At 68.2% G+C, this 25827-nt stretch carries 24 protein-coding genes; 5 read left to right on the top strand and 19 right to left on the bottom strand.

The genetic code is table 11. The features are described 5' to 3' along the window. Positions 1–11: 11 nt before the first annotated feature. The 3 genes from DFS13_RS05280 to edd all read right to left on the bottom strand — a co-directional run bounded on the left by DFS13_RS05280 (position 12) and on the right by edd (position 4095). On the bottom strand, positions 12–1373 hold the full coding sequence (locus DFS13_RS05280) for a GntP family permease (RefSeq protein WP_006483417.1): 1362 nt from the start codon (positions 1371–1373) through the stop codon (positions 12–14). A gap of 219 nt (positions 1374–1592) precedes the next feature. Further along, a complete protein-coding gene (gene eda / locus DFS13_RS05270) occupies positions 1593–2219 on the bottom strand; it encodes a bifunctional 4-hydroxy-2-oxoglutarate aldolase/2-dehydro-3-deoxy-phosphogluconate aldolase (RefSeq protein ID WP_006483410.1) in 627 nt (208 codons plus the stop codon). Positions 2220–2238: 19 nt separating this feature from the next. Beyond that, positions 2239–4095, bottom strand: a complete 1857-nt coding sequence (gene edd / locus DFS13_RS05265) for a phosphogluconate dehydratase (RefSeq protein WP_006483415.1) — start codon at positions 4093–4095, stop codon at positions 2239–2241. Positions 4096–4389: 294 nt separating this feature from the next. Between edd and DFS13_RS05260 the strand changes: the two genes are divergently transcribed. Next, a complete protein-coding gene (locus DFS13_RS05260) occupies positions 4390–5238 on the top strand; it encodes a MurR/RpiR family transcriptional regulator (RefSeq protein WP_006483414.1) in 849 nt (282 codons plus the stop codon). Positions 5239–5346: 108 nt separating this feature from the next. Here the strand turns inward: DFS13_RS05260 and DFS13_RS05255 are convergent, their stop codons facing one another. From DFS13_RS05255 to bamE, 9 genes are all read right to left on the bottom strand, one after another. Beyond that, the gene (locus DFS13_RS05255; protein ID WP_089434541.1) at positions 5347–5769 is read right to left on the bottom strand and encodes a CopD family protein; all 423 of its coding nucleotides are present in this window, start codon (positions 5767–5769) and stop codon (positions 5347–5349) included. Between the two features lie 23 nt (positions 5770–5792). Further along, a complete protein-coding gene (locus DFS13_RS05250; protein ID WP_111441434.1) occupies positions 5793–7064 on the bottom strand; it encodes a glutamate-5-semialdehyde dehydrogenase in 1272 nt (423 codons plus the stop codon). Positions 7065–7273: 209 nt separating this feature from the next. Continuing rightward, positions 7274–8368 carry a DNA polymerase III subunit delta gene (gene holA / locus DFS13_RS05245; RefSeq protein ID WP_006483419.1) on the bottom strand — a complete coding sequence of 365 codons (1095 nt, stop codon included), beginning with the start codon at positions 8366–8368 and terminating at the stop codon, positions 7274–7276. 18 nt (positions 8369–8386) lie between these two features. Next, the gene (gene lptE, locus DFS13_RS05240; RefSeq protein WP_006483412.1) at positions 8387–8938 is read right to left on the bottom strand and encodes an LPS assembly lipoprotein LptE; all 552 of its coding nucleotides are present in this window, start codon (positions 8936–8938) and stop codon (positions 8387–8389) included. A 38-nt stretch (positions 8939–8976) separates the two neighbouring features. Next, positions 8977–11571: a leucine--tRNA ligase gene (gene leuS / locus DFS13_RS05235; protein WP_111441433.1), complete on the bottom strand. Its 2595-nt coding sequence runs from the start codon at positions 11569–11571 to the stop codon at positions 8977–8979. 264 nt (positions 11572–11835) lie between these two features. Next, on the bottom strand, positions 11836–12294 hold the full coding sequence (locus tag DFS13_RS05230; protein ID WP_006496723.1) for a biopolymer transporter ExbD: 459 nt from the start codon (positions 12292–12294) through the stop codon (positions 11836–11838). Between the two features lie 24 nt (positions 12295–12318). Continuing rightward, positions 12319–12987, bottom strand: coding sequence for a MotA/TolQ/ExbB proton channel family protein (locus DFS13_RS05225; protein ID WP_058901257.1), 669 nt, complete (start codon positions 12985–12987; stop codon positions 12319–12321). An 18-nt stretch (positions 12988–13005) separates the two neighbouring features. After that, the gene (gene dapB / locus DFS13_RS05220; protein WP_006485630.1) at positions 13006–13803 is read right to left on the bottom strand and encodes a 4-hydroxy-tetrahydrodipicolinate reductase; all 798 of its coding nucleotides are present in this window, start codon (positions 13801–13803) and stop codon (positions 13006–13008) included. A 65-nt stretch (positions 13804–13868) separates the two neighbouring features. Beyond that, a complete protein-coding gene (gene bamE / locus DFS13_RS05215; protein WP_006496725.1) occupies positions 13869–14666 on the bottom strand; it encodes an outer membrane protein assembly factor BamE in 798 nt (265 codons plus the stop codon). A gap of 141 nt (positions 14667–14807) precedes the next feature. Between bamE and fur the strand changes: the two genes are divergently transcribed. Further along, the gene (fur, locus tag DFS13_RS05210; RefSeq protein ID WP_006400349.1) at positions 14808–15236 is read left to right on the top strand and encodes a ferric iron uptake transcriptional regulator; all 429 of its coding nucleotides are present in this window, start codon (positions 14808–14810) and stop codon (positions 15234–15236) included. A 94-nt stretch (positions 15237–15330) separates the two neighbouring features. On the opposite strand, the gene DFS13_RS05205 is transcribed toward fur, so the two are convergent. The 3 genes from DFS13_RS05205 to DFS13_RS05195 all read right to left on the bottom strand — a co-directional run bounded on the left by DFS13_RS05205 (position 15331) and on the right by DFS13_RS05195 (position 18305). Then, on the bottom strand, positions 15331–15864 hold the full coding sequence (locus DFS13_RS05205; RefSeq protein ID WP_006484667.1) for an ureidoglycolate lyase: 534 nt from the start codon (positions 15862–15864) through the stop codon (positions 15331–15333). Between the two features lie 14 nt (positions 15865–15878). Continuing rightward, entirely contained in the window at positions 15879–16886 is a 1008-nt protein-coding gene (alc, locus tag DFS13_RS05200) for an allantoicase (RefSeq protein ID WP_006476931.1), read from the bottom strand. A 99-nt stretch (positions 16887–16985) separates the two neighbouring features. Continuing rightward, positions 16986–18305 carry a C4-dicarboxylate transporter DctA gene (locus tag DFS13_RS05195; RefSeq protein ID WP_006484664.1) on the bottom strand — a complete coding sequence of 440 codons (1320 nt, stop codon included), beginning with the start codon at positions 18303–18305 and terminating at the stop codon, positions 16986–16988. Between the two features lie 242 nt (positions 18306–18547). Here DFS13_RS05195 and DFS13_RS05190 point away from each other — a divergent pair, with 242 nt between their 5' ends. Then, positions 18548–19240, top strand: a complete 693-nt coding sequence (locus DFS13_RS05190; RefSeq protein ID WP_034178446.1) for a FadR/GntR family transcriptional regulator — start codon at positions 18548–18550, stop codon at positions 19238–19240. Positions 19241–19270: 30 nt separating this feature from the next. Here DFS13_RS05190 and cynR read toward each other — a convergent pair whose 3' ends face one another. Further along, entirely contained in the window at positions 19271–20161 is an 891-nt protein-coding gene (gene cynR / locus DFS13_RS05185) for a transcriptional regulator CynR (protein ID WP_059721693.1), read from the bottom strand. Positions 20162–20473: 312 nt separating this feature from the next. Here cynR and DFS13_RS05180 point away from each other — a divergent pair, with 312 nt between their 5' ends. Then, positions 20474–21673 carry an MFS transporter gene (locus DFS13_RS05180; RefSeq protein WP_043205482.1) on the top strand — a complete coding sequence of 400 codons (1200 nt, stop codon included), beginning with the start codon at positions 20474–20476 and terminating at the stop codon, positions 21671–21673. A gap of 125 nt (positions 21674–21798) precedes the next feature. Here the strand turns inward: DFS13_RS05180 and DFS13_RS05175 are convergent, their stop codons facing one another. Then, the gene (locus tag DFS13_RS05175) at positions 21799–22857 is read right to left on the bottom strand and encodes an L-idonate 5-dehydrogenase (protein ID WP_058901254.1); all 1059 of its coding nucleotides are present in this window, start codon (positions 22855–22857) and stop codon (positions 21799–21801) included. A 13-nt stretch (positions 22858–22870) separates the two neighbouring features. Continuing rightward, positions 22871–23644 (bottom strand): SDR family NAD(P)-dependent oxidoreductase, encoded by a 774-nt coding sequence (locus tag DFS13_RS05170; RefSeq protein ID WP_034201869.1) that lies wholly within the window; start codon positions 23642–23644, stop codon positions 22871–22873. A 150-nt stretch (positions 23645–23794) separates the two neighbouring features. Here DFS13_RS05170 and DFS13_RS05165 point away from each other — a divergent pair, with 150 nt between their 5' ends. Beyond that, positions 23795–24685 carry a LysR family transcriptional regulator gene (locus DFS13_RS05165; RefSeq protein ID WP_111441432.1) on the top strand — a complete coding sequence of 297 codons (891 nt, stop codon included), beginning with the start codon at positions 23795–23797 and terminating at the stop codon, positions 24683–24685. Between the two features lie 77 nt (positions 24686–24762). Here DFS13_RS05165 and gap read toward each other — a convergent pair whose 3' ends face one another. Further along, positions 24763–25773, bottom strand: a complete 1011-nt coding sequence (gene gap / locus DFS13_RS05160) for a type I glyceraldehyde-3-phosphate dehydrogenase (RefSeq protein WP_006485712.1) — start codon at positions 25771–25773, stop codon at positions 24763–24765. Positions 25774–25827 lie beyond the last annotated feature (54 nt).

The raw sequence follows: 25827 nt of genomic DNA, 5'->3' as shown, positions 1-25827 counted from the left end.
ACTACCCCTTGTTACAGAACCATGCTCAGCAGCAACGTGAAACTGAGACCGAGCACCGAGATGATGGTTTCAAGCAGCGACCAGGTCTTGAACGTCTGACCCACCGTCATCCCGAAGTATTCCTTGATCAGCCAGAACCCGCCGTCGTTCACGTGCGAGAAGATCAGCGAGCCCGAGCCCGTCGCGAGCACCAGCAGCTCCGGGCTGACCGACGCGCCCGACGCCGCCGCGATCGGTGCGACGATACCGCAGGCCGTCGTCATCGCGACCGTCGCCGAACCCGTCGCGAGACGCATCAGCGCCGCGACGAACCAGCCGAGCAGCAGCGGCGACAGGTGTGCATGCTTGGCGGTCTCGACGATCTGCTGCGAGATCCCGCTGTCGCGCAGGACACCGCCGAAGCCGCCGCCCGCGCCGACGATCAGCGTGATCCCGGCGATCGGCGCCAGGCACTCGCCGCAGAACTTCTGGATCTGGTCGCGGTTGAAGCCCTGCAGCTTGCCGAACGTGAAGAAGCTCACGAGCACGGCGATCAGCAGCGCGACGTCCGAGTTGCCGGCAAAGCGCAGCAGGTTGTTCGGCAGCGACTTCGGTGCGAACACCAGGTCGGCCCAGCTGCCGACGAGCATCAGCACGACGGGCAGCAGGATCGTGAACAGCGTGATGCCGAAGCTCGGCAGTTCGCGCTTGCGGCCATCCGCGTTCGAATCGACGAATTGCGACGCGAGCGGGTTGTTTTCCGGCAGCTTCACGAACTTCGAGATCGTCAGCGCGAACAGCGGGCCCGCGATGATCGCGGTCGGCACGCCGACGACGAGACCGAAGGCGATCGTCTTGCCGATATCGGCGCCGTATTGCTGGACGGCCAGCAGCGCGGCCGGGTGCGGCGGGATCAGCCCGTGCACGACCGACAGGCCGGCCACCATCGGCAGGCCGACGACGAGCAGCGACTTGCCGGTGCGCTTCGCGACGTTGAACGCGATCGGGATCAGCAGCACGAAGCCGACTTCGAAGAACACCGGCAGGCCGACGATGATCGCGACGAACATCATCGCCCAGTGGATGTTCTTTTCACCGAACCAGTCGATCAGCGTGGTCGCGATCCGTTCGGCGCCGCCCGATTCGGCCATCATCTTGCCGAGCATCGTGCCGAGGCCGACGACGATCGCAATGTGGCCGAGCGTGCCGCCGGTGCCCGTTTCGAACGACTTGACGATCTTGTCCATCGGCATGCCGACGACGAGACCGAGGCCGAGCGAGACGATGATCAGCACCAGGAACGGGTAGATCTTGTAGCGCGCGATCATCAGGATCAGCGCGGCAATCGCGATCAGCGTGAATACGAGCAGCATGCTGCCTTGGACGGCCCCCATGTGGCACTCCTCCTAGAATTGTTCGAACCGGGCGAGTCGTTGCGAGTATGCCCGGCTATGCAGGTCTCCGAAACACGGGGGGTACCCACCCCGTCAGGACGCTGAATTTTACTTATCTTTGCGATCCGCGGATAGAACCGGTTCCATCAGCAAAAACCCTCGGTAAAACAAGCACTAACGCTCGCTTTCCGAGGGCTGATTCTTCATTTCATACAAGTATTAACGGGGCAGCTGGCTCGCCGCTTGCGCGAGGCGCGTGACTTCGGCCCAGTCCTGCGCGGCGAGCGCGGCCTTCGGCGTGAGCCACGAGCCGCCGACGCACACGACGTTCGGCAGTTTCAGGAAGTTCGGCGCGGTATCGACCGTGATGCCGCCCGTCGGGCAGAACTTCAGCGCCGGGAACGGACCGTGGAACGCCTGCAGCATCGGCACGCCGCCCGCCTGCTGCGCGGGGAAGAACTTCACGATGTCGTAGCCGAATTCGAGCGCCTGGATGATGTCGCTCGGCGTCATCACGCCCGGCAGCAGCGGCAGGCCCGCGTCGAGCGACGCGAGGTGCAGCTCCTTCGTCAGGCCCGGCGACACGCCGAACGTGGCGCCCGCGCGCTTCGCCTGCGCGCAGTGCTCGGGCTTCGTGATCGTGCCGACGCCGACGACGATGTCGTCCGCGAGCTGGCTCGCGCGCTGGATCGCTTCCAGCCCGGCCGGCGTGCGCAGCGTGATCTCGAGCACCTTCACGCCGCCCGCGTGCAATGCACGCGACACGTTTTCGCCCTGCTCGACCGAGTCGAATGCGAGCACCGGAATGACCGGGCCCAGCTTCACGATTTCAGCAATCGTCTTCATTGAATTGGCTCCTTGAAATTCATGCGGCGACGCTGACGGCGGTTTCGCCGACCAGCGTCCCGAAAACCGATGCGCCCTGCTCGGCCGGCGCCGCGGCCGCGCGGAACACGCCGAACAGTTCGCGCCCGAAACCGACTTCGTTCTCGGCCTGGTGGCGCGGCTGCGCGACCGGGCGCGCGTGCCACTCGGCGTCGTCGACCTCGATGTCGAGCACGCCGGCTTCCGCGTCGATCACGAGCACGTCGCCCGTCTTCACCTTGCCGATCGGGCCGGCCAGCAGCGCCTCCGGCGACACGTGGATCACGGCCGGCACCTTGCCCGACGCACCCGACATGCGGCCGTCGGTGACCAGCGCGACGTGGAAGCCCTGATCCTGCAGCACGCCGAGCAGCGGCGTCAAACGGTGCAGCTCGGGCATGCCGTTGGCGCGCGCGCCCTGGAAGCGCACCACCGCGACGAAATCGCGCTTCAGCTCGCCGCGATCGAACGCTTCCTGCACGGCTTCCTGCGAGTCGAACACGATCGCGGGCGCCGTCACCTTGCGGTGCTCGGGCGCGACCGCCGAGATCTTGATCACGCCGCGACCGAGCCGGCCCTGCATCAGGCGCAGGCCGCCGTCCGGCTGGAACGGCTCGCGAATGCCGCGCAGCACCTTCGTGTCGTGGCTCTCGGCCGCGCCGTCGACCCACGTCAGCTTGCCGTCGATCAGCTTCGGCTCCTTCGTGTAGTGCGCCAGCCCCTTGCCGGCGACCGTCGTCACGTCCTCGTGCAGCAGCCCGCCTTCGAGCAGGTTGCGTACCAGGAACGCGACACCACCCGCCGCGTGGAAATGGTTCACGTCGGCCTTGCCGTTCGGGTAGATCTTCGCGAGCAGCGGCACGACCGCCGACAGCTCGTCGAAGTCGTTCCAGTCGATCAGGATGCCGGCCGCGCGCGCGATCGCGACGAGGTGCAGCGTGTGATTGGTCGAGCCGCCCGTCGCGAGCAGCGCGACGATCCCGTTGACGATCGCCTTTTCGTCGATCACATGGCCGATCGGCGTGTAGTGGCCGCGCTCGACGGTCAGGTCGAGTACGCGGCGCGCGGCCTCGGCCGTCAGCGCGGTGCGCAGCGGCGTGTGCGGGTGAACGAAGGCCGAGCCCGGCAGGTGCAGCCCCATCAGCTCCATCAGCATCTGGTTGCTGTTCGCGGTGCCGTAGAACGTGCAGGTGCCGTGGCCGTGATACGCGGCCGATTCGGCTTCGAGCAGCGCGTCGCGGCCGACCTGGCCGGTCGCGAACTGCTGGCGGATCTTCGCCTTGTCGTCGTTCGACAGGCCGCTCGTCATCGGGCCGGCCGGCACGAAGATCGTCGGCAGGTGGCCGAACTGCAGCGCGCCGATCAGGAGGCCCGGCACGATCTTGTCGCAGATGCCGAGGCAGAGCGCCGCATCGAACATGTTGTGCGTGAGCGCGATCGCCGTGCCCATCGCGATCGCCTCGCGCGAAAACAGCGACAGCTCCATCCCCGGGTTGCCCTGCGTGACGCCGTCGCACATCGCCGGCACGCCGCCCGCGAACTGCGCGACCCCGCCGTTCTCGCGCGCGGCCGCCTTGATGATGTCGGGGAAGTCCTTGTACGGCGCATGCGCGGACAGCATCTCGTTGTACGAGGACACGATGCCGATGTTCGGCTCGCGGATCGCCTTGATCGCGAACTTGTCGTTACCCTCGAGGCCCGCGAAGCCGTGCGCGAGATTCGCGCACGACAGCGCGCCGCGTGCCGGGAACTTGCCTTGCGCGCCGTCGATGCGCTGCAGATAGGCGGAACGGGTCGATTGGCTGCGGGCGATCACGCGTTCGGTGACCTTCGCCAGAGTGGGGTGCAGCGACGTCATGCTGGGCGCTCCTGTATGCCGGCCGACACCGGCGGTTGGAATCGTGGGGACGGTCGAGCTTCGTCGATCGAACGAAGGCAGTCTAGTAGAAAAACTACAAGCACGCAATGTGGTTTCGCGCCCTCGCAACCGTTATTCCCGCCACCAGCAAGGCTTTAATCAGTGAAAACCCTAACCCACCTTACTCGACTCGCGTCGAAACTCCTGCAATATCGCTAGTATTTTTATGTAGATTTTCTACAATTCGATTGCGATACACTCCCGCATCCGAACCCGATTTCCACGTGCCGTCCCATGCTGCCCCGCATTGAAGCGATCCGCCCCGAGCTGCGCCCGTCCGAGCGCAAGCTCGCCGACTACATCCTCGCCGCGCCGCGCGAAGTGCTCGACCTCGCGATGACCGAGTTGTCGACCCGCGCCGGCGTCAGCCAGCCGACGATCGCGCGCTTCTGCCAGGCGCTCGGCTGCAGCGGCTTTCGCGAATTCAAGATCCGGCTCGCGCAGAGCGTCGCGCCAGGCGTGTCGTCGGTGTACCGCGACGTCGAGCCCGACGAACCCGCGCCGGGCATCATCGGCAAGGTGTTCGACCGCACGATCGGCGCGCTGATCGAGGTGCGCAACAGCCTGTCGGCGGGCAGCGTCGCCGACGCGATCGCGCTGCTGTCGAACGCGTCGCGGATCGAGTTCTATGGCGCCGGCGGCTCGGGCATCGCCGCGCAGGACATCCAGCACAAGTTCTTCCGGCTCGGCGTGCCGAGCGTCGCGTACTCGGATCCGCACACGTTCTCGATGTCGTCGGCGCTGCTCGGGCCGCACGACGTCGTCGTCGCGATCTCGAACACCGGCCGCACGCGCGACATCGTCGACGCCGCGCGCTCCGCGCTCGCGTGCGGCGCGAAAGTCGTCGCGATCACGCAAAGCCATTCGCCGCTCGCGAAGCTCGCGACGGTCAGCCTCGCGTCGAACGTCGCCGAGGAAACCGACGTGTTCTCGCCGATGACGTCGCGGATGTCGCATCTCGCGATCGGCGACATCCTCGCGGTCGGCGTCGCGCTGTCGCGCGGGCCGGCGCTGATGGAGCGCGTCGGCCGCGCGAAGGAAGCGATCACGCGGCGCCGGATCGACGACCCGACGAAGGAGTAGCGGTCGCGACGACGCCGCGCGTAAACGAACAACGGCGCCCCGAGGGGCGCCGTTGCGCACGATTCGGCGGTGACGTACCGCCGGCCGCGCCGCCGCCGGCCGCGCCGCTCAGAACGGCTTGATCACCACCAGCGCGACCGCCGCGAGCATGCCGAGCACCGGCAGCTCGTTGAACACGCGATACCACTTGTCGGTGCGGCGGTTCTCGCCGCGCTCGAACACCCGCAGCAGGTGCCCGCAATACGCGTGGTAGACGATCAGCAGCAGCACCACGGTCACCTTCGCGTGGATCCAGCCCTGCCCCTGGCCGATGCCGATCACGAGCCACAACCACAGCCCGCACGCGAGCGCCGGCACCGCGATCATCGTCATGAAACGGAACAGCTTGCGCGCCATCAGCAGCAGGCGCCGCACCGCGGCCGGATCGGTCTCCATGGCCAGGTTCACGTAGATGCGCGGCAGGTAGAACAGCCCCGCGAACCACGCGGCGATCAGAACGACATGGAACGTCTTGACCCAGAGCATTGCCATCGGTTGTGCGCCTCGCTGTTGACTTACTGACGGCCTTCGCCGTGCCCGAGCACCACGTACTTCAGCGACGTGAGCCCTTCCAGGCCGACCGGGCCGCGTGCGTGCAGCTTGTCGTTCGAGATGCCGATTTCCGCGCCGAGGCCGAATTCGAAACCGTCCGCGAAGCGCGTCGACGCGTTGACCATCACGCTCGCCGAATCGACTTCGCGCAGGAAACGCATCGCACGGTCGTGATCCTCGGTGACGATCGCGTCCGTGTGATGCGAGCCGTAATGGTTGATGTGCTCGATCGCGGCGTCGAGGCCGTCGACGACCTTGATCGCGAGCACCGGCGCCAGATATTCGGTGTGCCAGTCTTCTTCCGTCGCGTCGACGAGCGGGCCGACGCCCGCATCGGCGAGCACCGCGCGCGCGGCCGCATCGACGCGCAGTTCGACCTGCTTGTCGCGATACAGCTTGCCGAGCGGCGGCAGCAGCTTCGCGGCGATGCCGCTCGACACGAGCAGCGTCTCCATCGTGTTGCAGGTGCCGTAGCGGTGCGTCTTCGCGTTGTCGCAGACGGCCAGCGCCTTGTCGAGATCGGCGCGATCGTCGACGTACACGTGGCAGATGCCATCGAGGTGCTTGATCATCGGCACGCGCGCCTCGTTGATCAGCCGTTCGATCAGGCTCTTGCCGCCGCGCGGCACGATCACGTCGACGTATTCGGTCATCGTGATCAGCTTGCCGACCGCCGCGCGATCGGCCGTCGCGACGACCTGCACCGCGTCCTGCGGGAGGCCTGCCGCCTCGAGCCCTTCGCCGATCAGCTTCGCGAGCGCCGCATTCGATTCGAGCGCTTCGGAGCCGCCGCGCAGGATCGTCGCGTTGCCGGACTTCAGGCACAGCGCGGCCGCGTCGATCGTCACGTTCGGGCGCGACTCGTAAATGATGCCGATCACGCCGAGCGGCACGCGCATCTGGCCGACCTGGATCCCGCTCGGGCGGAACTTGAGGTTACCGATCTCACCGATCGGATCGGCGAGCGACGCAACCTGGCGCAGCCCTTCGACCATCGTCTTCAGCGCCTTGTCCGACAGCGTCAGGCGGTCGACGAACGCCGCATCGAGCCCCTTTTCACGGGCACGGGCGACGTCGCGTGCGTTCGCCTCCTTCAGCGCCTGCGCGTCGCGCTCGATCGCGCGGGCCACGGCGTCGAGGGCCGCGTTCTTCGCGGCCGTGCTGGCGCGCGCCATCGCGCGGGAAGCGTGCCGGGCGCGGCGGCCCAGGTCGGTCATGTACTGATCGATATCCATCGTGTGACTCGAGAAGCGAGCCGCGCGGAGCGGCATGAATTCGTGGGGAAGCGGGGGACGGCCACCCGGGGACGGCCACCCGGGACGGCCGTCCGGGAGTGACGATTCGCGGGACAACCGTCCGTGCAGGGCAGCGGCCGATATGCCGCGCCAGCTATCGAAGCATTGTAAGCGGGTTGCGCAGCGCGCGCTGAAGGCACGAACGGGACTTAGCGTCGCACGCGACCCGCGGTCGGCGGTCGCTCGCCGCGGGCGCCCGCGACCGTCATCGCGAGCTGGAACAGCCCGTCCCACGGATCGGGCGGCGGTTCGTCCTGCGTGCGGCGGCCCGGCGTGACGGCCGTCAGCCCCTTGACCTGCCGATCGAGCTTCGCGGCGAACGCGAGCGCCTTTTCGAGCACCGCCTCCGACACGCGGTTCAGCGCGGGCGCGATCAGCCGCTCGCGCGGCCCCCACACACGGTTCTCGCGCAGCAGCGTCGCGAGCGGCTTGCCGGCCGTCGTGCCGCGCTTGATCCGCAGCAGCGTGCGCAACTCCTCGACGACGGCCCACATCACGAGCACGATCGCCTCGCCCTCGCCTTTCAGCCCGTCGATCATCCGCGCGAGCCGCGCGGCGTCGCCGGCGAGCATCGCTTCGTTCAGCTTGAACACGTCGTAGCGCGCGACGTTCAGCACCGCGTCGTGCACCTGCTCGAACGACAGCGCGCCCTGCGGATACAGCAGCCCGAGCTTCTGGATTTCCTGGTGCGCGGCGAGCAGGTTGCCCTCGACGCGCTCCGCGATGAACTGCAGCGCGCGCCGCCCGTCCTCGCCGGGCGCGGCGCGCTGGCCCTGCATCGCGAGTCGCTGGCCGATCCAGTTCGGCAGTTGCGCACGGTCGACCGGATCGATCTTCAGCGCGACGCCGCCGTTCTGCAGCGCGGTAAACCATGCGGATTTCTGCGTGGCCGCGTCGAGGCGCGGCAACGTGACGAGCATCAGCGCGTCGGGGTTGGGCGTGGCCGCGAGCGTCTTCAGCGCGTCGGCGCCTTCCTTGCCGGGCTTGCCCGACGGAATGCGCAGTTCGATCAGCTGGCGCTCGCCGAACAGCGACATCGCCTGGGTCGCGCCGAGCAGCACGCTCCAGTCGAAGCCGCGCTCGACCGTATGCACCGACCGCTCGGTGAAGCCGGCCGCGCGTGCGGCCGCACGAATGCGGTCGCACGCTTCCTGCGCGAGCAGCGGCTCGTCGCCGTAGACGGTATAGAGCCCGGCCAACCCCTTCGCGAGGTGCGGCTCCAGCGCATCAAGTCGCAATTGCATCGCTGCGTGCGCCCGCGATCAGAGCGGCGGCGGCGGCAGCGGCGCGCGCGGCGCCACGCCCGGCACCACGTCCTCCGGCGCCGGCGTCAGCGAGTGGACGATCGCGAGGCGCCGCATCAGCTGGTCGACCGCGTCGTTCTGCATGTCGCCGTACAGGATGTCGGCTTCCTGCGCCTTCGCGTTCGTGTACTGGTCGCTGTACGTCATCGCGCGGTTCAGCGCGATCGCGCTCGGCGGGATCAGCACGGTGCCGTCCTTGCTCGTCAGCGTGTAGTTCAGCGTGTAGAACAGCGCGTATTCCTGCGCGGAGCCGTACTTGTTGAGCGTCAGCGTGTTCTGGCCACGCGACTCCCACATGCGCAGCACGGCGTCGGCGTCGTCCGCCGACTTGACGATCTTCGTGTCGCTGCCGGCCTGGACGAGGCGCGTGAGCCGCGCCTCGACAGGCGCCGGCGCACCGGCCACGAACAGGTGCTTGAACGCGTAGTCCTGCTGGCCGCGCAACTGGAAGCCGCATGCCGACAGCGCGACCGCGCTGCCGACGAGCATCAAAAACGATCTGCGGATCACCTTCGCTCCTTCTGGGTACGTCCGACGGCCGGCGGCCGTCAGACGACGATGTTCACAAGGCGGCCCGGCACGACGACGATCTTCTTCGCCGGCTTGCCGTCGCTGAACTTCGCGAATGCCTCGTCGGCGACCGCCGCCGCTTCGATCGCGTCGCGGCTCGCATCCTTCGCGACCTTCAGCGCACCGCGCACCTTGCCGTTCACCTGCAGCACGAGTTCGATCTCGGCCTGCTCGAGCGCAGCCTCGTCGACCTTCGGCCACGGCGCATCGAGCAGCGGGCCGAATTCGTCCGCGTAGCCGAGCGCCTTCCACAGCTCGAACGTGACGTGCGGCACGACCGGGTACAGCACGCGCAGCAGCACGCCGTACGTCTCGCGCAGCACGGCGGGCGTCGCGCCCTTCGCGCCGTCGATTGCGTTCAGCATCTTCATCGCGGCCGACACGACCGTGTTGTACTGCAGGCGCTGGTAGTCGAAATCGGCCTGCTTCAGCACGCTGTAGATCTCGCGGCGCAGCGCCTTGTCGGCGTCGCCGAGCGTCGCTGCGTCGAACCCGGCGCGCGCGGCGAGCGCTTCGCGGTTGCCGTAGCCGAAGCTCCACACACGGCGCAGGAAGCGGCTCGCGCCTTCGACGCCCGCGCCCGACCACTCGAGCTGCTGCTCGGGCGGTGCCGCGAACATCGTGAACAGGCGCGCGGTATCGGCGCCGTACTGGTCGATCAGCAGTTGCGGATCGACGCCGTTGTTCTTCGACTTCGACATCTTCTCGATGCCGCCGAGCACGACCGGCTGGCCGTCCGCGTTCAGCGTCGCACCGACCGGGCGCCCCTTGTCGTCGTGCGTGACCGTCACGTCGAGCGGGTTGTACCAGGTCTTCTTGCCTGCCGCGTCCTCGCGGTAGTACGTCTCGTTCAGCACCATCCCCTGCGTGAGCAGGTTCTTCGCCGGCTCGCCGAACTTCACGAGGCCGAGGTCGCGCATCACCTTGGTCCAGAAACGCGAATACAGCAGGTGCAGGATCGCGTGCTCGATGCCGCCGATGTACTGGTCCATCGGCATCCAGTAATCGGTGCGCGCGTCGACCATGGTCTCGGCGTCCGGCGCCGTGTAGCGCGAGAAGTACCACGACGAATCGACGAAGGTGTCCATCGTGTCGGTTTCGCGCTTCGCGGCCGCGCCACACTTCGGGCACGTGCAGTTCAGGAACGCTTCCGACTTCGCGAGCGGGTTGCCCGTGCCGTCCGGCACGAGGTCTTCCGGCAGCACGACCGGCAGATCCTGCTCCGGCACCGGCACGTCGCCGCACGACGGGCAGTGGATGATCGGGATCGGCGTGCCCCAGTAGCGCTGGCGCGACACGCCCCAGTCGCGCAGGCGCCACGTGACCTGCTTGTCGCCGAAGCCGCCGGCGTTCAGGTCGGCCGCGACCGCGTCGACCGCTTCCGCGTAGCGCAGGCCGTCGTACTTGCCGCTGTTCACGCAGACCGCGGTTTCCTTGTCGCCGTACCACTCCTGCCATGCGTCGAGCGAGTACGTCTGCCCTTCGCTCGCGATCACCTGCTTGATCGGCAGGTCGTATTTCTTCGCGAACGCGAAATCGCGCTCGTCGTGGCCCGGCACGCCCATCACCGCGCCTTCGCCATAGCTCATCAGCACGTAGTTGCCGATCCACACCTCGACCGGCTCGCCGGTCAGCGGGTGCTTGACCGAGAAGCCGGTCGCGACGCCCTTCTTCTCCATCGTCGCGACGTCGGCTTCGGCAACGCCGCCGCGCTTGCATTCCTCGATGAACGCGAGCAGTTCCGGCTTGTCCTGCGCGAGGCGCGTGGCGAGCGGGTGCTCGGCCGCGATGGCGCAGAACGTGACGCCCATGATCGTGTCGGCGCGCGTCGTGAACACGCGCAGCAGCTTCTGCTCGCCGTCGAGTTCGTACGGGAAGCCGAAGTTCACGCCGAAGCTCTTGCCGATCCAGTTCTGCTGCATGATCTTCACGCGCTCGGGCCAGCCGAGGCCGTCGAGATCGTTCAGCAGCTCATCCGCGTACTGCGTGATGCGCAGGTAGTACATCGGGATCTCGCGCTTCTCGACGAGCGCGCCCGAGCGCCAGCCGCGGCCGTCGATCACCTGCTCGTTCGCGAGCACGGTCTGGTCGACCGGGTCCCAGTTCACGGTGCCCGTCTTCTTGTACGCGATGCCCTTCTCGAGCATCTTCAGGAACAGCCACTGGTTCCACTTATAGTAGTCGGGCTTGCACGTCGCGATTTCGCGCGACCAGTCGATCGCGAGACCCATCGACTGCATCTGGCCCTTCATGTAAGCGATGTTGTCGTAGGTCCACTTCGCGGGCGGCACGCCGTTCGCCATCGCGGCGTTCTCGGCCGGCATCCCGAACGCATCCCAGCCCATCGGCATCAGCGTGTTGTAGCCGTTCATCCGCAGATAGCGGTACATCACGTCGTTGATCGTGTAGTTGCGCACGTGACCCATGTGCAGCTTGCCGGACGGGTACGGCAGCATCGATACGCAGTAGAACTTCGGCTTCTGCGAATCTTCCTTCGTCTTGTAGGCATCGGCTGCGCGCCAGTCGCCCTGGGCGGCGGCTTCGACGTCGGCGGGTACGTATCTCTCGTGCATGGTGTGGTTCGGGCTAGGCTTTAAGCGGCGCGACGGCTCGCGCGCAGGATTGGATCGAAAATCGTGCGTGCCCGGCGCGGGAACGGGCTGACCGGTTCCGCGCCGGGAAAAACGTCGATTATACCGCCCGTGCGGGCCCGCACGGCCGGTCGCGCGGGCCAGGGCCCGTTCACGCCAATAACGGGCTTGCGCCGGCCCCCGGAATGAATTTTTCCAAACCGGGGAGCGCGCGCCGGGGCCCGCAGCGACGGCGTATCAGGCGTATCAGGGTTTCGCGCCGGCGGCGGCCGGCGCGGCCGCGCTCCCAGCCGGCGGCACGTCGGTCACGAAGCCGATCCGCGTGAGGCCTGCAGCCTGCGCGGCGCCCATCACCTGCGCGATCACGTCGTAGCGCGTCGCGCGCGACGCGCGCAGCCGCAGCTCGGGCGGCGCGGCGCCCGCGGCAGCGGCCTTGAACCGCGCCGGCAGCGCGTCGAGCGCCACGGGCGCGTCGTCCCAGTAGAGCTTGCCCGCGTCGTCGATCGACAGGGTGACGGATTGCGGCGTGTCGCGCGCGACACTCGCCGCGACCTTCGGCAGGTCGAGCCGGATCGCGTGCGTCATCAGCGGCGCGGTGATGATGAAGATGACGAGCAGCACGAGCATCACGTCGATCAGCGGCGTCATGTTGATTTCCGCCATCGGCGCGGACGTCTTGTGGTGCTCGAGCCCGCCGAATGCCATGGTCGTTCCTCCGGAACCGTCGCGTCAGGCGCCCTGCGCGCACACGAAGACGTGCAGATCGCGCGCGAAGCCGTCGAGTTCCTCGGCGAGCTGCCGGACGAGCCGGCCGAGGATGTTGTACGCGAGCACTGCGGGAATCGCGACGACCAGCCCGAACGCGGTCATGATCAGCGCCTCGCCGACCGGCCCCGCGACGTTCTCGATCTGCGCCTGCCCGCTCGCGGCGATGCTGCCGAGCGCGTGATAGATGCCCCACACGGTGCCGAGCAGCCCGACGAACGGCGCGGTGCTGCCGATCGACGCGAGCAGCACCTGGCCGAATTCGAGACGCCGCTGCGAGCGCAGCATCGCGTGACGCAACGCGCGCAGCACGCGTTCGCTGCGCTCGACACGCGCGGCCAGCGCGGCCGGGTCGTGGTCGTCGGCCGCATCGCGCGCGGCTTCGGCGAGCGGCACGAACACGCGCTCGCGATCGGCGCCGGCCAGCGCGGCGATGCCCGCGTCGAGCGACGGCGCGCGCCAGAACGCGGCGAGCGCGCGCGGCCCCTGCCGCTTCGCGCGGACCAGCAGCCAGGCTTTCATGAAGAGGAAGCACCAGCTGGCGACGGACATCGCCAGCAGCACATAGGAGACGGCGTGCGTGATCGCATCGCCGCTTTCGAGGTAGTGGACAACGCCGGTGGGAATCGCCATCGGAGTTTCCTCGCGGTGTCAGCGCAGGCCGAGCACGTCCTGCATGTCGAACAGGCCGGCGCCGCGCGCCGACAGGAAGCGGACCGCACGCAACGCGCCCTGCGCGTACGACACGCGGCTCGACGACTTGTGCGTGATCTCGATGCGCTCGCCGATCCCGGCGAACAGCACGGTGTGATCGCCGACGATGTCGCCGCCGCGCACCGCGGCAAAGCCGATCGACGACGGATCGCGCTCGCCCGTCACGCCGTGGCGGCCGTACACCGCGCAGTCGTCGAGCGAGCGGCCGAGCGCGCCGGCGACGGCTTCGCCCATCATCAGCGCGGTGCCCGACGGCGCGTCGACCTTGTGGCGGTGATGCGCTTCGATGATCTCGATGTCGTAGCCGTGCGAGAAATGCTTCGCCGCGAATTCGAGCAACTTCAGCGTGACGTTCACGCCGACGCTCATGTTCGCCGCGAACACGATGCCGATCTTGCCCGCCGCGGCTTGCAGCTCGGCCTTCTGCTCGGCGGTGAAGCCGGTCGTGCCGATCACGAGCTTCACGTCGTGGCGCAGCGCGGCCGCAATATGGGCCATCGTGCCTTCCGGACGCGTGAAATCGATCAGGTACTCGGCCTGCGCGAACACGGCGTCGAGATCGTCGGTCAGCTTGATCCCGGTGTCCTTGCCGAGGAACGCACCGGCGTCCTGGCCGAGGAACGGCGAACCGGCGCGGTCGAGCGCGCCGACGAGCTGCGCGTCGGCATCGTTGAGAACGGCTTCGATCAGCATCCGGCCCATTCGGCCCGATGCGCCGGCAATCGCAATCTTCATGGCTTTCTACACGACAGGTCTAAAGGCGGGCGGCGCATGCCGCCCCGTTTCCGCACGCCGGCCGCTTACTGCGCCGGTGCGGTGAGCGGCTGGTTCTGCAGGTTGTCCGAGCCTTGCGGGCCGACGGGCGGCGACGCCTCGTTCGACACGTTCGGCGGCGGCGGACGGTGGAACTGGAACTGCGGCTGGATCGCCGGCGCGGCGCCCGGCGGCTGGCCGCCCGGCACCGGCGCGCCGCCCGAGGCCTGCGCGGCCGGCGTGAACCGGCGCGAACCCGAACCCTGGCCCGACACCTGGTTGGTCGCGCGGTTCGCCGCGCGCGCCGCCTGGGCGTTCGCATCCTGGTCGACCGCCGCGCCGGATGCCGGCACGGTGGCCGGGCTCGCCGCAGCGGCAGCCTGCGCGGCGCTCGCGGCGGCCGCGGCTTCGGAAGCCTTCTTCGCCGCGGCAGCGGCCTTCGCCTTCTTGCCGCCGCGGTCGCCGTCGATGTCGGCCAGCAGGTCGAGCTCGGACGGCAGGTTGTCGGCGCCGGTCCAGCTCGTGACGCGATCGCCCGAGAAGTTGACCACGAGGTCGCGCTGCTGGACGATCGACGTCGAGCCGCGCTTGAAGTAGAAGAGATAATCCCAGCGATCCGCGTGGAACATGTCCGCCAGCAGCGGCGTCCCGAGCAGCGCGCGGACCTGCTCGCGCGTCATGCCGGCCTGCAACTGTGCGGCTTTCTCCTGCGACACGAAGTTGCCCTGCACGACGGTGATCCGATACGGCGTGATGCTCTGCGCAATGCGCTGCGTCACGCTGTCGTACGACGAACAACCCGCCAGCGCGACAACGGCGGCGGCAGCGATGATGGCACTCCGCATGCGACTCCTCTGAAAGTGCGAAAGCGATTCTGGGATCATTTCCTTCACCGTGCTGGCCCGCGTGCAGGCCGCGCGTATATCTGGAACGGCGAAAAGCCGGTAACATTGAAGCCCTGCATTGTACTCTAGGGATGCCTAGCCATGACCAATCCGACGGATCTCAAGAATATCGGGCTAAAGGCCACCCTACCGCGCCTCAAGATTCTCGAGATCTTCCAGCAGAGCCCCGTGCGCCACCTGACGGCCGAAGACGTCTACCGCAACCTGCTCAACGAGCAGCTCGACATCGGGCTCGCCACCGTCTATCGCGTGCTCACGCAGTTCGAGCAGGCCGGCCTGCTGTCGCGCAGCAACTTCGAATCCGGCAAGGCGGTGTTCGAGCTGAACGAAGGTTCGCACCACGACCACCTCGTGTGCCTCGATTGCGGCCGCGTCGAGGAATTCTTCGACGCCGAGATCGAGAGCCGCCAGCAGGCGATCGCGAAGGAACGCGGCTTCCGGCTCCAGGAGCACTCGCTCGCGATGTACGGTTCGTGCACGACCGAGAACTGCCCGCACCGCAAGCACTGAAGCGCGCCACCCGCGCACGCAAGACGGCCCGGCCGGCATCTCGCCGCCCGGGCCGTCCGCTTTTTCGGGGAATGGTGCCGCGCGCCCGGAAGGCTTACGAAAGCCCTTCGGCGCCCGCGCAGGCCGGCTCGAACTCGAGCGCCCACGCGCATTCCAGCGGGATCTCGTCGCAATTCGGCTGCGGCCCGCCGCGATCGACGATCACGAAATCGCTGACCGCGTCGAGCGCGAGCAGCGGATGGTGCCAGACGCCCTTCGCATAATTGACGCCCTGCCAGCCCTCGGCCAGGAACGCGCGCATCGCGTCGGGCCGGAATTCGCCGGCCGGCGCGACGACGATCGCGTAGCGCGACACCGCCGCGAGCGGGATGAACGCCTGGCTGCCGTGAGGATGACGCTCCATCAGCGTGATCGCGACCGGCACCGCGCGCGGCTGCGCGCGAAACACGCTGACGAGCGGCCGGCCGCCGTCCGCGCAGACGTCGATCGTCGCGAGATCGTGAAAGCGCTCGGTCGTGCCGCCGTTGATCGGGAAATGCCGCGCGCCTTCGAGCGCGATCACGTCGCCGAACGGCGCGAACGCTTCGCGGGTCAGGCGCTCGACGCGCAGGATCGGGGTTCCGCTCATGCCGCTGCCCTCCTTCAAGCCGGCTCGCCCCACAGACGCAGGCGCGACACGCCGCCGTCCGGGAAGATGTTGAACCGCACGTGCGTGACGGGGCCTAGCGCCGCGAGCTGGTCGAACGTGTGCACGTGATCCATCTGCAGCTTCTGCTCGCCGAGCAGTTCGGCCCAGAACATCGCCTGCGTGACGAGCGAATCGTCGGTGCCGCCCGTGACGTGCGCGGCCTGCAGCGAGCAGCGATCGGGGAAATTGCCCTTGAAGAACGCCGTGTCGACCTCGACGCGCCGGATGATGCCCGGCCGCGCGAGCGCGACGATCGCCCAGTCGTTGCCGGGCTCGCGGCGGCGCCGCGTTTCCCAGCCGTCGCCCATGTTCACGCCGCGCCCCGGCATCAGCATCTGCGAGGCCGGGCCGAAGTGCTGGTTGTTCGCGGCCACCAGATAACCGCCGTTCTCGATCGCCGCGAGATCGACCAGCTCGCCGGCCGGCACGTGACGCCAGTCGCGCTGCGGCTGGCCGTACACGCGCAGCCGCGCGAGCCCGCCGTCCGGATACAGGTTCACGCGCAGGTGCGTGACCGGCCGCGCATCGTCGACGCTCACGTAGTGATGCGAGTTGCCCTGCAGCGTCGTCGCGGGGACGATGGTGCGCCACTCGGCGTCGTCGGGCGGCGTGTCGCCGTCCACCGCGCAGGCCTCGATCGACGCGGCCGGCGGGAAGTTGCCGGTGAAGTGGCTCGTATCGAGATCGACGCCGACAATCACGCCCGGCCGCGCCAGACGCACCACGCAAAAGTCGTGGCCGGTCGTGCGCTTGCGGCGCGTTTCCCAGCCGTCCATCCACTTGCCGTGGTCGTCGTACTTGCCGGGAATGAACACGGCCGGCTCCGGATTCAGCATGCGCTCCTTCGGCGCGAAGAATTCGTCGCTGGCGAACAGCGCCTGCGCCCCGAGGCGCGGGTCGGCGAGGTTCATGTAGCGCCGCGTGAAAGCCGGCGCGTTCGGATCGAGAATGGGGGCTGCCATGTCGTCTCCATCATGTTGAGAAGCGCCGGCACGTCATCGCACCGGTCGCATGAAGTTCGGTCGCGCGGGGCGGCCAGGGGCGCCGCGCGGGAGTCGCGTTCAGAGCGCGTGGGCCTGGTCGCCGGCGACCGGTGCGGCGCTGCCCGGCGCGTCGGCCACGTAGCGCAGCTCGCGGTTCAGCACGCGTTTCGCGCGGGCGCGGTCGATGTCGTTCTCCCACACCGCGACGACGACCGTCGCGACGCAGTTGCCGATCAGGTTGGTCAGCGCGCGGGCGATGCCGACGAACCAGTCGACCGGCAGGATCAGCACGAGGCCGAGCACCGGAATCGCGGGAATCGCCGACAGCGTCGCCGCGAGGATCACGATCGCCGAGCCGGGGATGCCGTGCGCGCCCTTCGACGTGACGAGCGACACGAGCAGCACGACGATCAGGTCGTGCGTGGACAGCGGCGTGTTGGTGGCCTGTGCGATGAACAGCACGGCGAGCGTCAGGTAGATCGAGAAGCCGTCGAGGTTGAACGAATAGCCGGTCGGGATCACGAGGCCGACGGTCGAATCCTTGATGCCCATGTATTCGAGCTTGCTCATCACCTGCGGCAGCACCGCGTCCGACGACGCCGTGCCGAGCACGATCGACAGTTCCTCGCGCAGGTAGCGGATCAGCTTGAACACCGAGAAGCCCGCGAGCCGCATCACCGCACCGAGCACGACCGTGACGAACACGAAGCAGCTCAGGTAGAACACCGCGACCAGGTAGCCGAGCTGCTTGAGCGACGCGACGCCGTACTTGCCGGTCGTGAACGCGATCGCGCCGAGCACGCCGAGCGGCGCGAGCTTGATGATGAAGCCGATGATCCGGAAGAACACGTGCGACAGTTCCTCGATCAGCGAATTGACGCGTTGCGCCTTGTCGCCGAGCAGCGACAGCGCGGAGCCGAACAGCACCGCGAACACGAGGATCTGCAGGATGTCGCCCTTCGCGAACGCGTCGATCGCGGTCTCGGGAATGATCTTCATCAGGTAGCCGGCCGTGTCCTTCAGGCTTTCGGCGTTCTTCGCGTACGTCGACAGCGACGCCGCGTCGAGCGAGCGCAGGTCGATGTTCATCCCGACGCCCGGGCGCGTGAGCCACGCGAGCACGAGCCCGATGCCGAGCGCGAGCGTCGTCATCACCTCGAAGTAGACGACGGCTTTCAGGCCGACCCGGCCGACCTTCTTCAGGTCGCCCGCATTGGCCATCCCGCTGACCACGACGCAGAACACGATCGGGCCGATGACCATCTTGATGAGCTTCAGGAAGCCGTCGCCGAGCGGTCGCAGCGACTCGGCGAAATGCGGGAAGAACGCGCCTAGCGCGACCCCCAGGATCAATGCGACGACTACCCGGCCAAACAGCGAATTGAGGAATTTCGACACGGCGCTCTCCCGATCCAACGGTTGCAGTTTCGTCTGTTCATACTGGTAAGACCAGTGGTGTTATGGTGGATAGTAGGAAGCCGATATAGTGGCGTCAAGGACGGACAAAATAGGGATTTCCCGCCCCTGTGCACGCCCCGCCGGCGCATCGGAAAGGGGCGGATCGTGGCTTTCCCGTAGGGCCGTCGTGCACCGCCCGCGTGCGGATTACAATCCCGGTCAGACCGGCCATCGTTCACATCATGAAAAATGTTCCGCATACCGTGACCGACGCCGCCATCGCGACGATCCGCGACCGGATCGAGGCAGGCGTGTATCCGGTCGGCAGCCTGCTGCCGGCCCAGCGCCAGCTCTCCGAGGAGCTGGAGATCAGCCGCGCGTCGCTGCGCGAGGCGCTGTCGACGCTCGAGGCGCTCGGGATGCTGCGCATCCGCGCGGGCAAGGGCGTGTACGTCGAAAGCGCGCAGGCGTCGGCCGCGCATCCGTGGCAATTCGCCGAGCAGTCGTCGCCGCCCGATACCTACCAGATGCGCTATGCGCTCGAAGGGTTCGCCGCGCGAATGGCCGCGCACGTGGTCAGCGATGCCGACATCGCGTGGTTCGAGGACAACCTCGCCGACCTGCACGTCGCGCTGACCGAAAGCGCGCTCGACGAGGCGTCGCGGCTCGATTTCGACTTCCACATGCGGATCATCCATCTGGCCGGCAACGCGGCGATCGAGTCCATCCTGCGCAGCAGCGCGGACATCATGAAGGAAAGCCAGCGCATGCCGTTCTACCGGCGCGAGCTGCTGCTGTCGACGTGGCACGAGCACCGCGCGATCGTCGACGCGCTGATCGCGCGCGATGCGGCGGCCGCCGGCACCGCGATCGAAACGCACATCGCGAACGCCGCGCAGCGCGCGGGCATCTTCTTCCCGACGCCCGGCGCGTAATCCTCCCGCGCCGCCGCCCGGCCGGTCCGGTCACCGTTCCGACCGATCGCGATACGCGCGCACGCGCTCGATGAGCGCGCGGGCCGCGACGCTGCGGTACGCGCCCTTGCGCGTGAGCAGCGCGGCCGTGCGCGTCGGCAGCGGCGGATCGATCTCCAGCGCGCACAGGTCGCCGCTCTCGCGCGCGACCGCGTCGGGCAGCACCGTCGCGAGCCGGCCGCGCCGCACGAGCGCCAGCACCGCGCTGACCGTATTCGTCTCGATCGCGATCAACGGTCGCGCGTCGTGCTCGACGAAATACCGGTCGATCCGCTCGCGCGTCGCGAACGCACGGCTCAGCAGCACCAGCGGCTCGCCGCCGAGTTCGGCCGGCGTGAGCGCGCGACGATGGCGCGCGAGCCGATGCGTGCGGCCCGTCACCAGCGCGAGCGGCTCGTCCCACAGCGGCAGCGCGTCGATGTCCGGCGCGCGCGGCGGCATGAACGCGAAACCGGCGTCGAGCCGGTCGTCGGCGAGCAGCGCCTCGATGCGTTCCTGCGGCATCGCGTCGATCGTCAGCGCGACGTTCGGATGGTCGGCATGGAACGCGTCGATCAGCGAGCCGCTCAGGTAGGCCGCGAATGTCGGCATCATCGCGAGCCGCAGCGAACCGCGGCCGAGATCCGCGACATCGTGCAGCGCGCGCTGCCCGGTATCGAGCTCGTGCAGCGCCGCGCGCGCATGGCGCGCATAGACCTCGCCGAATTCGGTGAGCCGCACCGTGCGGCCCGAGCGGTCGAACAGCTGCACGCCGAGCGTTTCCTCGAGCTGGCGGACCTGCTGCGACAGCGTCGGCTGCGACACGTGCAGCGCGTCGGCCGCGCGCGTGAAACTGCGCTGCTCGGCGACGGCCAGGAAATAGCGGATGTGGCGGAGAAGCATCGCGGCCAACGTATTGGTTTTGCCAATAGAGACCATAACGATCCAGTCTTGGACGCTATGGGTCGATTCCCGCATCATACGCACATCCGCTTCCGCGCACCGCCGCTGCCGGCGCACCGGAGCGGCACGCCCGGGCCTGCCCTGCCACCGCCCGCCGCACGACGATCCGCCGCCCGCCCGATCCGGGCCCGGCCGCGATCCGCCCGGCGCGCATCGGCTCACCGCCGATCCGTCGACGCGGGCCCCGATTTCCGTCACCCCGCGCAGCCGACGGCCCCGTGCCGCCGGCCGGCGCCGCCGTTTTTCGCGATCATGGAACCGCATCACGACAACCACCCTCCCCTCACCCGCGGCATGACGCTGCTGTTCGCGTGCGCGTGCGGCATCGTCATCGGCAACATCTACTACGCGCAGCCGCTGCTCGCCGCGATCGCGCACAGCTTCGGGCGCGCGCCGACCGAGCTCGGCTATCTCGTCACGCTGACGCAGCTCGGCTATGCGGCCAGCCTGCTGCTGATCGTGCCGCTCGGCGATGCGGTCAATCGCCATACGCTGATCGTGCGGTTGCTGATGCTGAACGTCGTCGCGCTGGTCGCGGTCACGTTCAGCACCAACTTCACGATGTTCGTCGTCGCGAACGTCGCGGTCGGCTTCGTCACCTGTTCGACGCAGCTGCTCGTGCCGTTCGCGGCGTCGCTCGCCGATGCGCGCTCGCGCGGCCGCGCGGTCGGCACCGTGATGAGCGGGCTCCTGCTCGGCATCCTGCTCGCGCGCGTCGCGGCCGGCGCGATCGCCGACGGGTTCGGCTGGCGCGCGGTGTACGGCACCGCCGCGGTGCTGGTGCTCGCGCTGACCGCAGTGCTCGCCGTGAAGCTGCCGAAGGATCGGCGCGACGCGCGGCTCGACTATGCGGCGCTGATGAAGTCGCTCGTCGCGCTGGTGCGCGCGCAGCCGCTGATCGCGCTGCGCTCGACCTACGGCGCGCTCGTGTTCGCGTGCTTCAGCTTGCTGTGGACGGGTCTCACGTTCCTGCTGAGCCAGCCGCCGTACAGCTATTCCGAAGGTCAGATCGGCCTGTTCGGCATCGTCGGCGCAGTCGGTGCGCTCGCGGCGACGTCGGCCGGCCGGCTGGTCGATCGCGGCCACGGCAATGCCGCCACCGGCCTGTTCGCGGCGGCCGTGCTCGGCGCGTTCGCGCTGATCGCGACCGGCGCGCATTCGCTCGCGGCGCTGATCGCCGGCATCCTGCTGCTCGACGTCGGCGTGCAGGGCATGCACATCTCGAACCAGAGCGTGATCTATGCGCTGGCCGGCCATGCGCGCAGCCGCGTGACGACGATCTACCTGACGAGCTACTTCATCGGCGGCGCGCTCGGCTCGTTCGCGGCGAGCGTCGCGTACGGCCTCGACGGCTGGCGCGGCGTATGTATCGCGGGTGCCGCGCTATCGGGTGTGCTGATCGCGCTGTGGCTCGCGTCGCAACGCGTCGGTTCGCGGCAGGTCACGCAATGAGGCGGTAGAGCGGCAATCCAGCAATTCGTTTGCGCCGCACGACGAAAAAGGCACGCGCCGCGCATCGCGGGCGTGCCTTTTTGCCAGGGGCGTCACTGCCGTCTCGACGCGCCAGCGCCGCACCGTCACGCGGCCTCGTTCGCGAAATCGATCAGCACCTTCATCGCCCGCTGGCGGTCGCCTGCCAGTTCGAATGCGAGGTTCGCGTCGCGCATCGGGAACACGCGCGTGACGGCCGGCCGCAGGTCGACGCGCCCCGCGTTGATCAACTGCACCGCCAGCGCAAATTCCGCGTGGAAGCGGAACGAGCCGCAGATCGACAGCTCCTTCGCGACCACGACGTTCTGCGGCAGGCTCACGTCACCGCCGAGCCCGAGCTGCACGACGATGCCGCGCGGGCGCATCACGTCCAGCCCGTCGCGCAGCGCGCGCGCATTGCCCGAGCACTCGATCATCACGTCGAACGTACCCTTGCCGGCGCTGTAGCGTTCGACCCAGCCGGCATCGGCCGCCGCATTGATCGTGCGGTCCGCGCCGAGCGCGCTCGCGATTTCCAGCGGCGCGTCGACGACGTCGGTCGCGACGATCTCCGCCGCGCCGTGCACGCGCGCCGCCGCGACCGCCAGCACGCCGATCGGCCCGCACCCCGATACGAGCACACGCTTGCCGATCAGCGGGCCTGCCCGCGACACCGCATGCAGCCCGACCGCGAACGGCTCGGCGAGCGCCGCGAGCGACAGCGGCACGTGATCGGCGACCTTCACGCACTGCACCGCGTCGCACACGAGCGCGTTGCGAAACGCGCCCTGCACGTGCGGCATCCGCATCGCGCTGCCGTAGAAGCGCATGTCGAGACACTGGTTCGGCAGCCCTTCGAGACAGTAGCGGCACACACCGCACGGCCGGCTCGGATTGACCGCGACGCGATCGCCGACCTTCACCGACGTCACGTCCGGCGCCACTGCCGCGACCGTGCCCGCGACCTCGTGGCCGAGCACCATCGGCTGCTGCAACCGGATCGCGCCGAAGCCGCCATGCCGGAAGTAATGCAGGTCCGAGCCGCAGATGCCGCCCATCGCGACGTCGACACGCACCTGGCCCGGGCCGATCTCGCCCGCGTCCTGCTCCTCGACCCGCAGGTCGTTCGGCCCGTGGATCACCACACACATGCAACGCAACCGCATGACGCGCTCCTGGTTAGACGGCACTGGTCAGCCCGCCGTCGACGAACAGCGTCTGGCCGTTCACGAAATCGGACGCGGCCGACGCGAGGAAGATCGCCGCGCCGCACAGCTCGTCGACCTGCCCCCAGCGGCCGGCGGGCGTACGCTTGCACAGCCAGTCAGAAAACGCCGCGTCGTCGACCAGCGCGCGATTCAGTTCGGTTTCGAAATAGCCGGGCGCGAGGCCGTTCGCCTGGATGCCGTGACGCGCCCAGTCGGCGCACATCCCTTTGGTCAGCATCCGCACCGCGCCCTTGGTCGCCGCATACGGTGCGATCGTGGGCCGGGCGAGTTCGCTCTGCACCGAGCAGATGTTGATGATCTTGCCGTGGCCACGCGCGATCATGTGCCGCGCGACGGCCTGCGCGACGTTGAACACGCCGTCGAGATTCACGCGCATCAGCGCATGCCAGTCGTCCGGGTCGAAAGCGTCGAGCGGCGCGCGGCGCTGGATGCCCGCGTTGTTCACGAGGATGTCGATCGCGCCGACGCGCGCCTCGAACTCGTCGATCGCCGCACGGACCTGCGCGTGCTCGGCCACGTCGAACACCGCATGGTCGGCCGCGAAGCCTTCGTCGCGAAACCGGCGCGCGAGCGTCGCGGCCTTCTCTTCATTGCGATCGTTGATGACGATCGCCGCGCCGGCTTCCGCGAGCCCGCGGGCGAGCGTCAGTCCGATCCCGCGGCCGGAACCGGTAATCAGCGCGCGGCGGCCGTCGAGGCGGAACCGGTCAAGCGCATGGGTCATGGATGTCTCCTCGTGCCAGTCGAGCCGGCCGCCCGTCGCGCCCGGTCTCATGTTCACGATATCTTCGGCCGCCGGCCCGGCCCGCGCCAATGGTCTTTTTTGATCCGGTTATCATGAAAACTGATTACCGTCGCGTCGTCCCCGCCACCCATGGAACTCAAGCAATTGCGCGCCTTCGTCACGCTCGCGGAAGAGCTGCATTTCGGGCGCGCCGCGCAACGCCTGTTCATCGTGCAGCCCGCGCTGAGCATGCAGATCAAGGCGCTCGAGGCGGAACTCGGCGCGCGCCTGTTCGAGCGCGACCGGCACAAGGTCGAGTTGAGCGACACCGGGCGCGTGTTCCTGCCGGAAGCGCGGGCGACGCTGCAGCAGGCCGCGCGCGCGGAACAGATCGCGCGGCTGTCGAGCCGCGGCGAAATCGGCACGCTGCGGATCGCGTTCGTATCGTCGGTGTTGCCGGCGCTGCTGCCGGCCGTGCTGCGCACGATGCGCGAGCGCTACCCGCTGATCGCGCTCGAACTGAAGGACATGCCGACGCCCGACCAGGTCGCCGCGCTGCGCGACCGCCGGATCGACTTCGGGATGATCCGGCTGCCGGCCGCGTATGCGGGCATCGACACGCGCGTGGTGCTCGAGGAAGGGTTCGTCGTCGCGCTGCCGCTCGACCATCCGCTCGCCGCGCACCACACGGTTTCGGCAGCCGCACTGCGCGGCCAGCCCGTGTTCGTGCTCGCGCGCCGCTACGCGCCCGGCTTTCACGACGACATGCTGCTCGCGCTGAGCCGTGCGGGCACGACGCTCGACATTGCGCAGGAGTTCGGCGAATTCACGACGATGCTCGCGCTCGTCGCGGCGGGAATGGGGATCGGGCTGATCCCGGCGGAAGCGGCCAGCGCGCTGCCGCCGAACGTGCTCGCGTGGCCGCTCGACCTGGCCGGGCATCGCAGCGGCATCGGCCTCGCGTGGACCGATCTCGACAGCCCGCTGAAGCGCGCGTTCGTCGATGCGATCGAGCACGTGACGGCGAACGCCGGGCAATAAAAAACCCGGCCGGGAAACCCCGGGCCGGGCTCGTTCGCCACGCCGGCCGCGTTGCGGCGGCCGCGCGACGTGCGGGATTACTTCGCGTTCGCGAACGCGACAGCCGTATCCAGCATGCGGTTCGAGAAACCCCACTCGTTGTCGTACCAGCTCGACACCTTCACGAGGCGGCCCGACACCTTGGTCAGCGTCGCGTCGAACGTCGACGAAGCCGGGTTGTGGTTGAAGTCGATCGACACCAGCGGTGCGTCGTTGTAGCCGAGGATGCCCTTCAGCGCGCCTTCCGATGCTTCCTTCATGATCGCGTTGACTTCCTCGACCGTCGTGTCGCGCTTCGCGATGAACGACAGGTCGACGATCGACACGTTGATCGTCGGGACGCGGATCGCGTAACCGTCGAGCTTGCCGTTCAGTTCCGGCAGCACGAGGCCGACGGCCGATGCCGCGCCCGTCTTCGTCGGGATCTGGCTGTGCGTGGCCGAACGCGCGCGGCGCAGGTCTTCGTGATAGACGTCCGTCAGCACCTGGTCGTTCGTGTACGCGTGGATCGTCGTCATCAGGCCGGTTTCGAGGCCGATCTTGTCGTTCAGCGGCTTGACGAGCGGCGCGAGGCAGTTCGTCGTGCACGATGCGTTCGAGATGACCGTGTGCTCGGCCTTCAGCACGTCGTGGTTCACGCCGTAGACGATCGTCGCGTCGACGTCCTTGCCGCCCGGCGCCGAGATGATCACCTTCTTCGCACCGCCCTTCAGGTGCGCGCTCGCCTTTTCCTTCGTCGTGAAGAAGCCCGTGCATTCCATCACGACGTCGACGCCCAGCTCGCCCCACGGCAGTTCGGCCGGGTTGCGGTTCGCGAGCACGCGGATCTTGTCGCCGTTCACGACGAGGTAGTCGCCGTCGACCGACACTTCGCCCGGGAACTTGCCGTGCGCGGTGTCGTACTGGGTCAGGTGCGCGTTGGTCTTCGCATCGCCCAGGTCGTTGATCGCGACGATCTCGAGATCGTGCTTCTTGCCGTTTTCATAGAACGCGCGCAGCGTGTTGCGGCCGATACGGCCGTAGCCGTTGATTGCGACGCGAATCGTCATGGTCTATCTCCTGATGGCTGAAAAAATTCGTTTCGTGCAGCTTCACGGTGCGAC

Source organism: Burkholderia sp. 28_3 (assembly GCF_003253915.1).
Classification (GTDB): Bacteria; Pseudomonadota; Gammaproteobacteria; order Burkholderiales; family Burkholderiaceae; genus Burkholderia; species Burkholderia cenocepacia.
The sequence above is the reverse complement of the archived record's forward strand: the minus strand, read 5'-3'. Positions and strand labels throughout refer to the sequence as shown.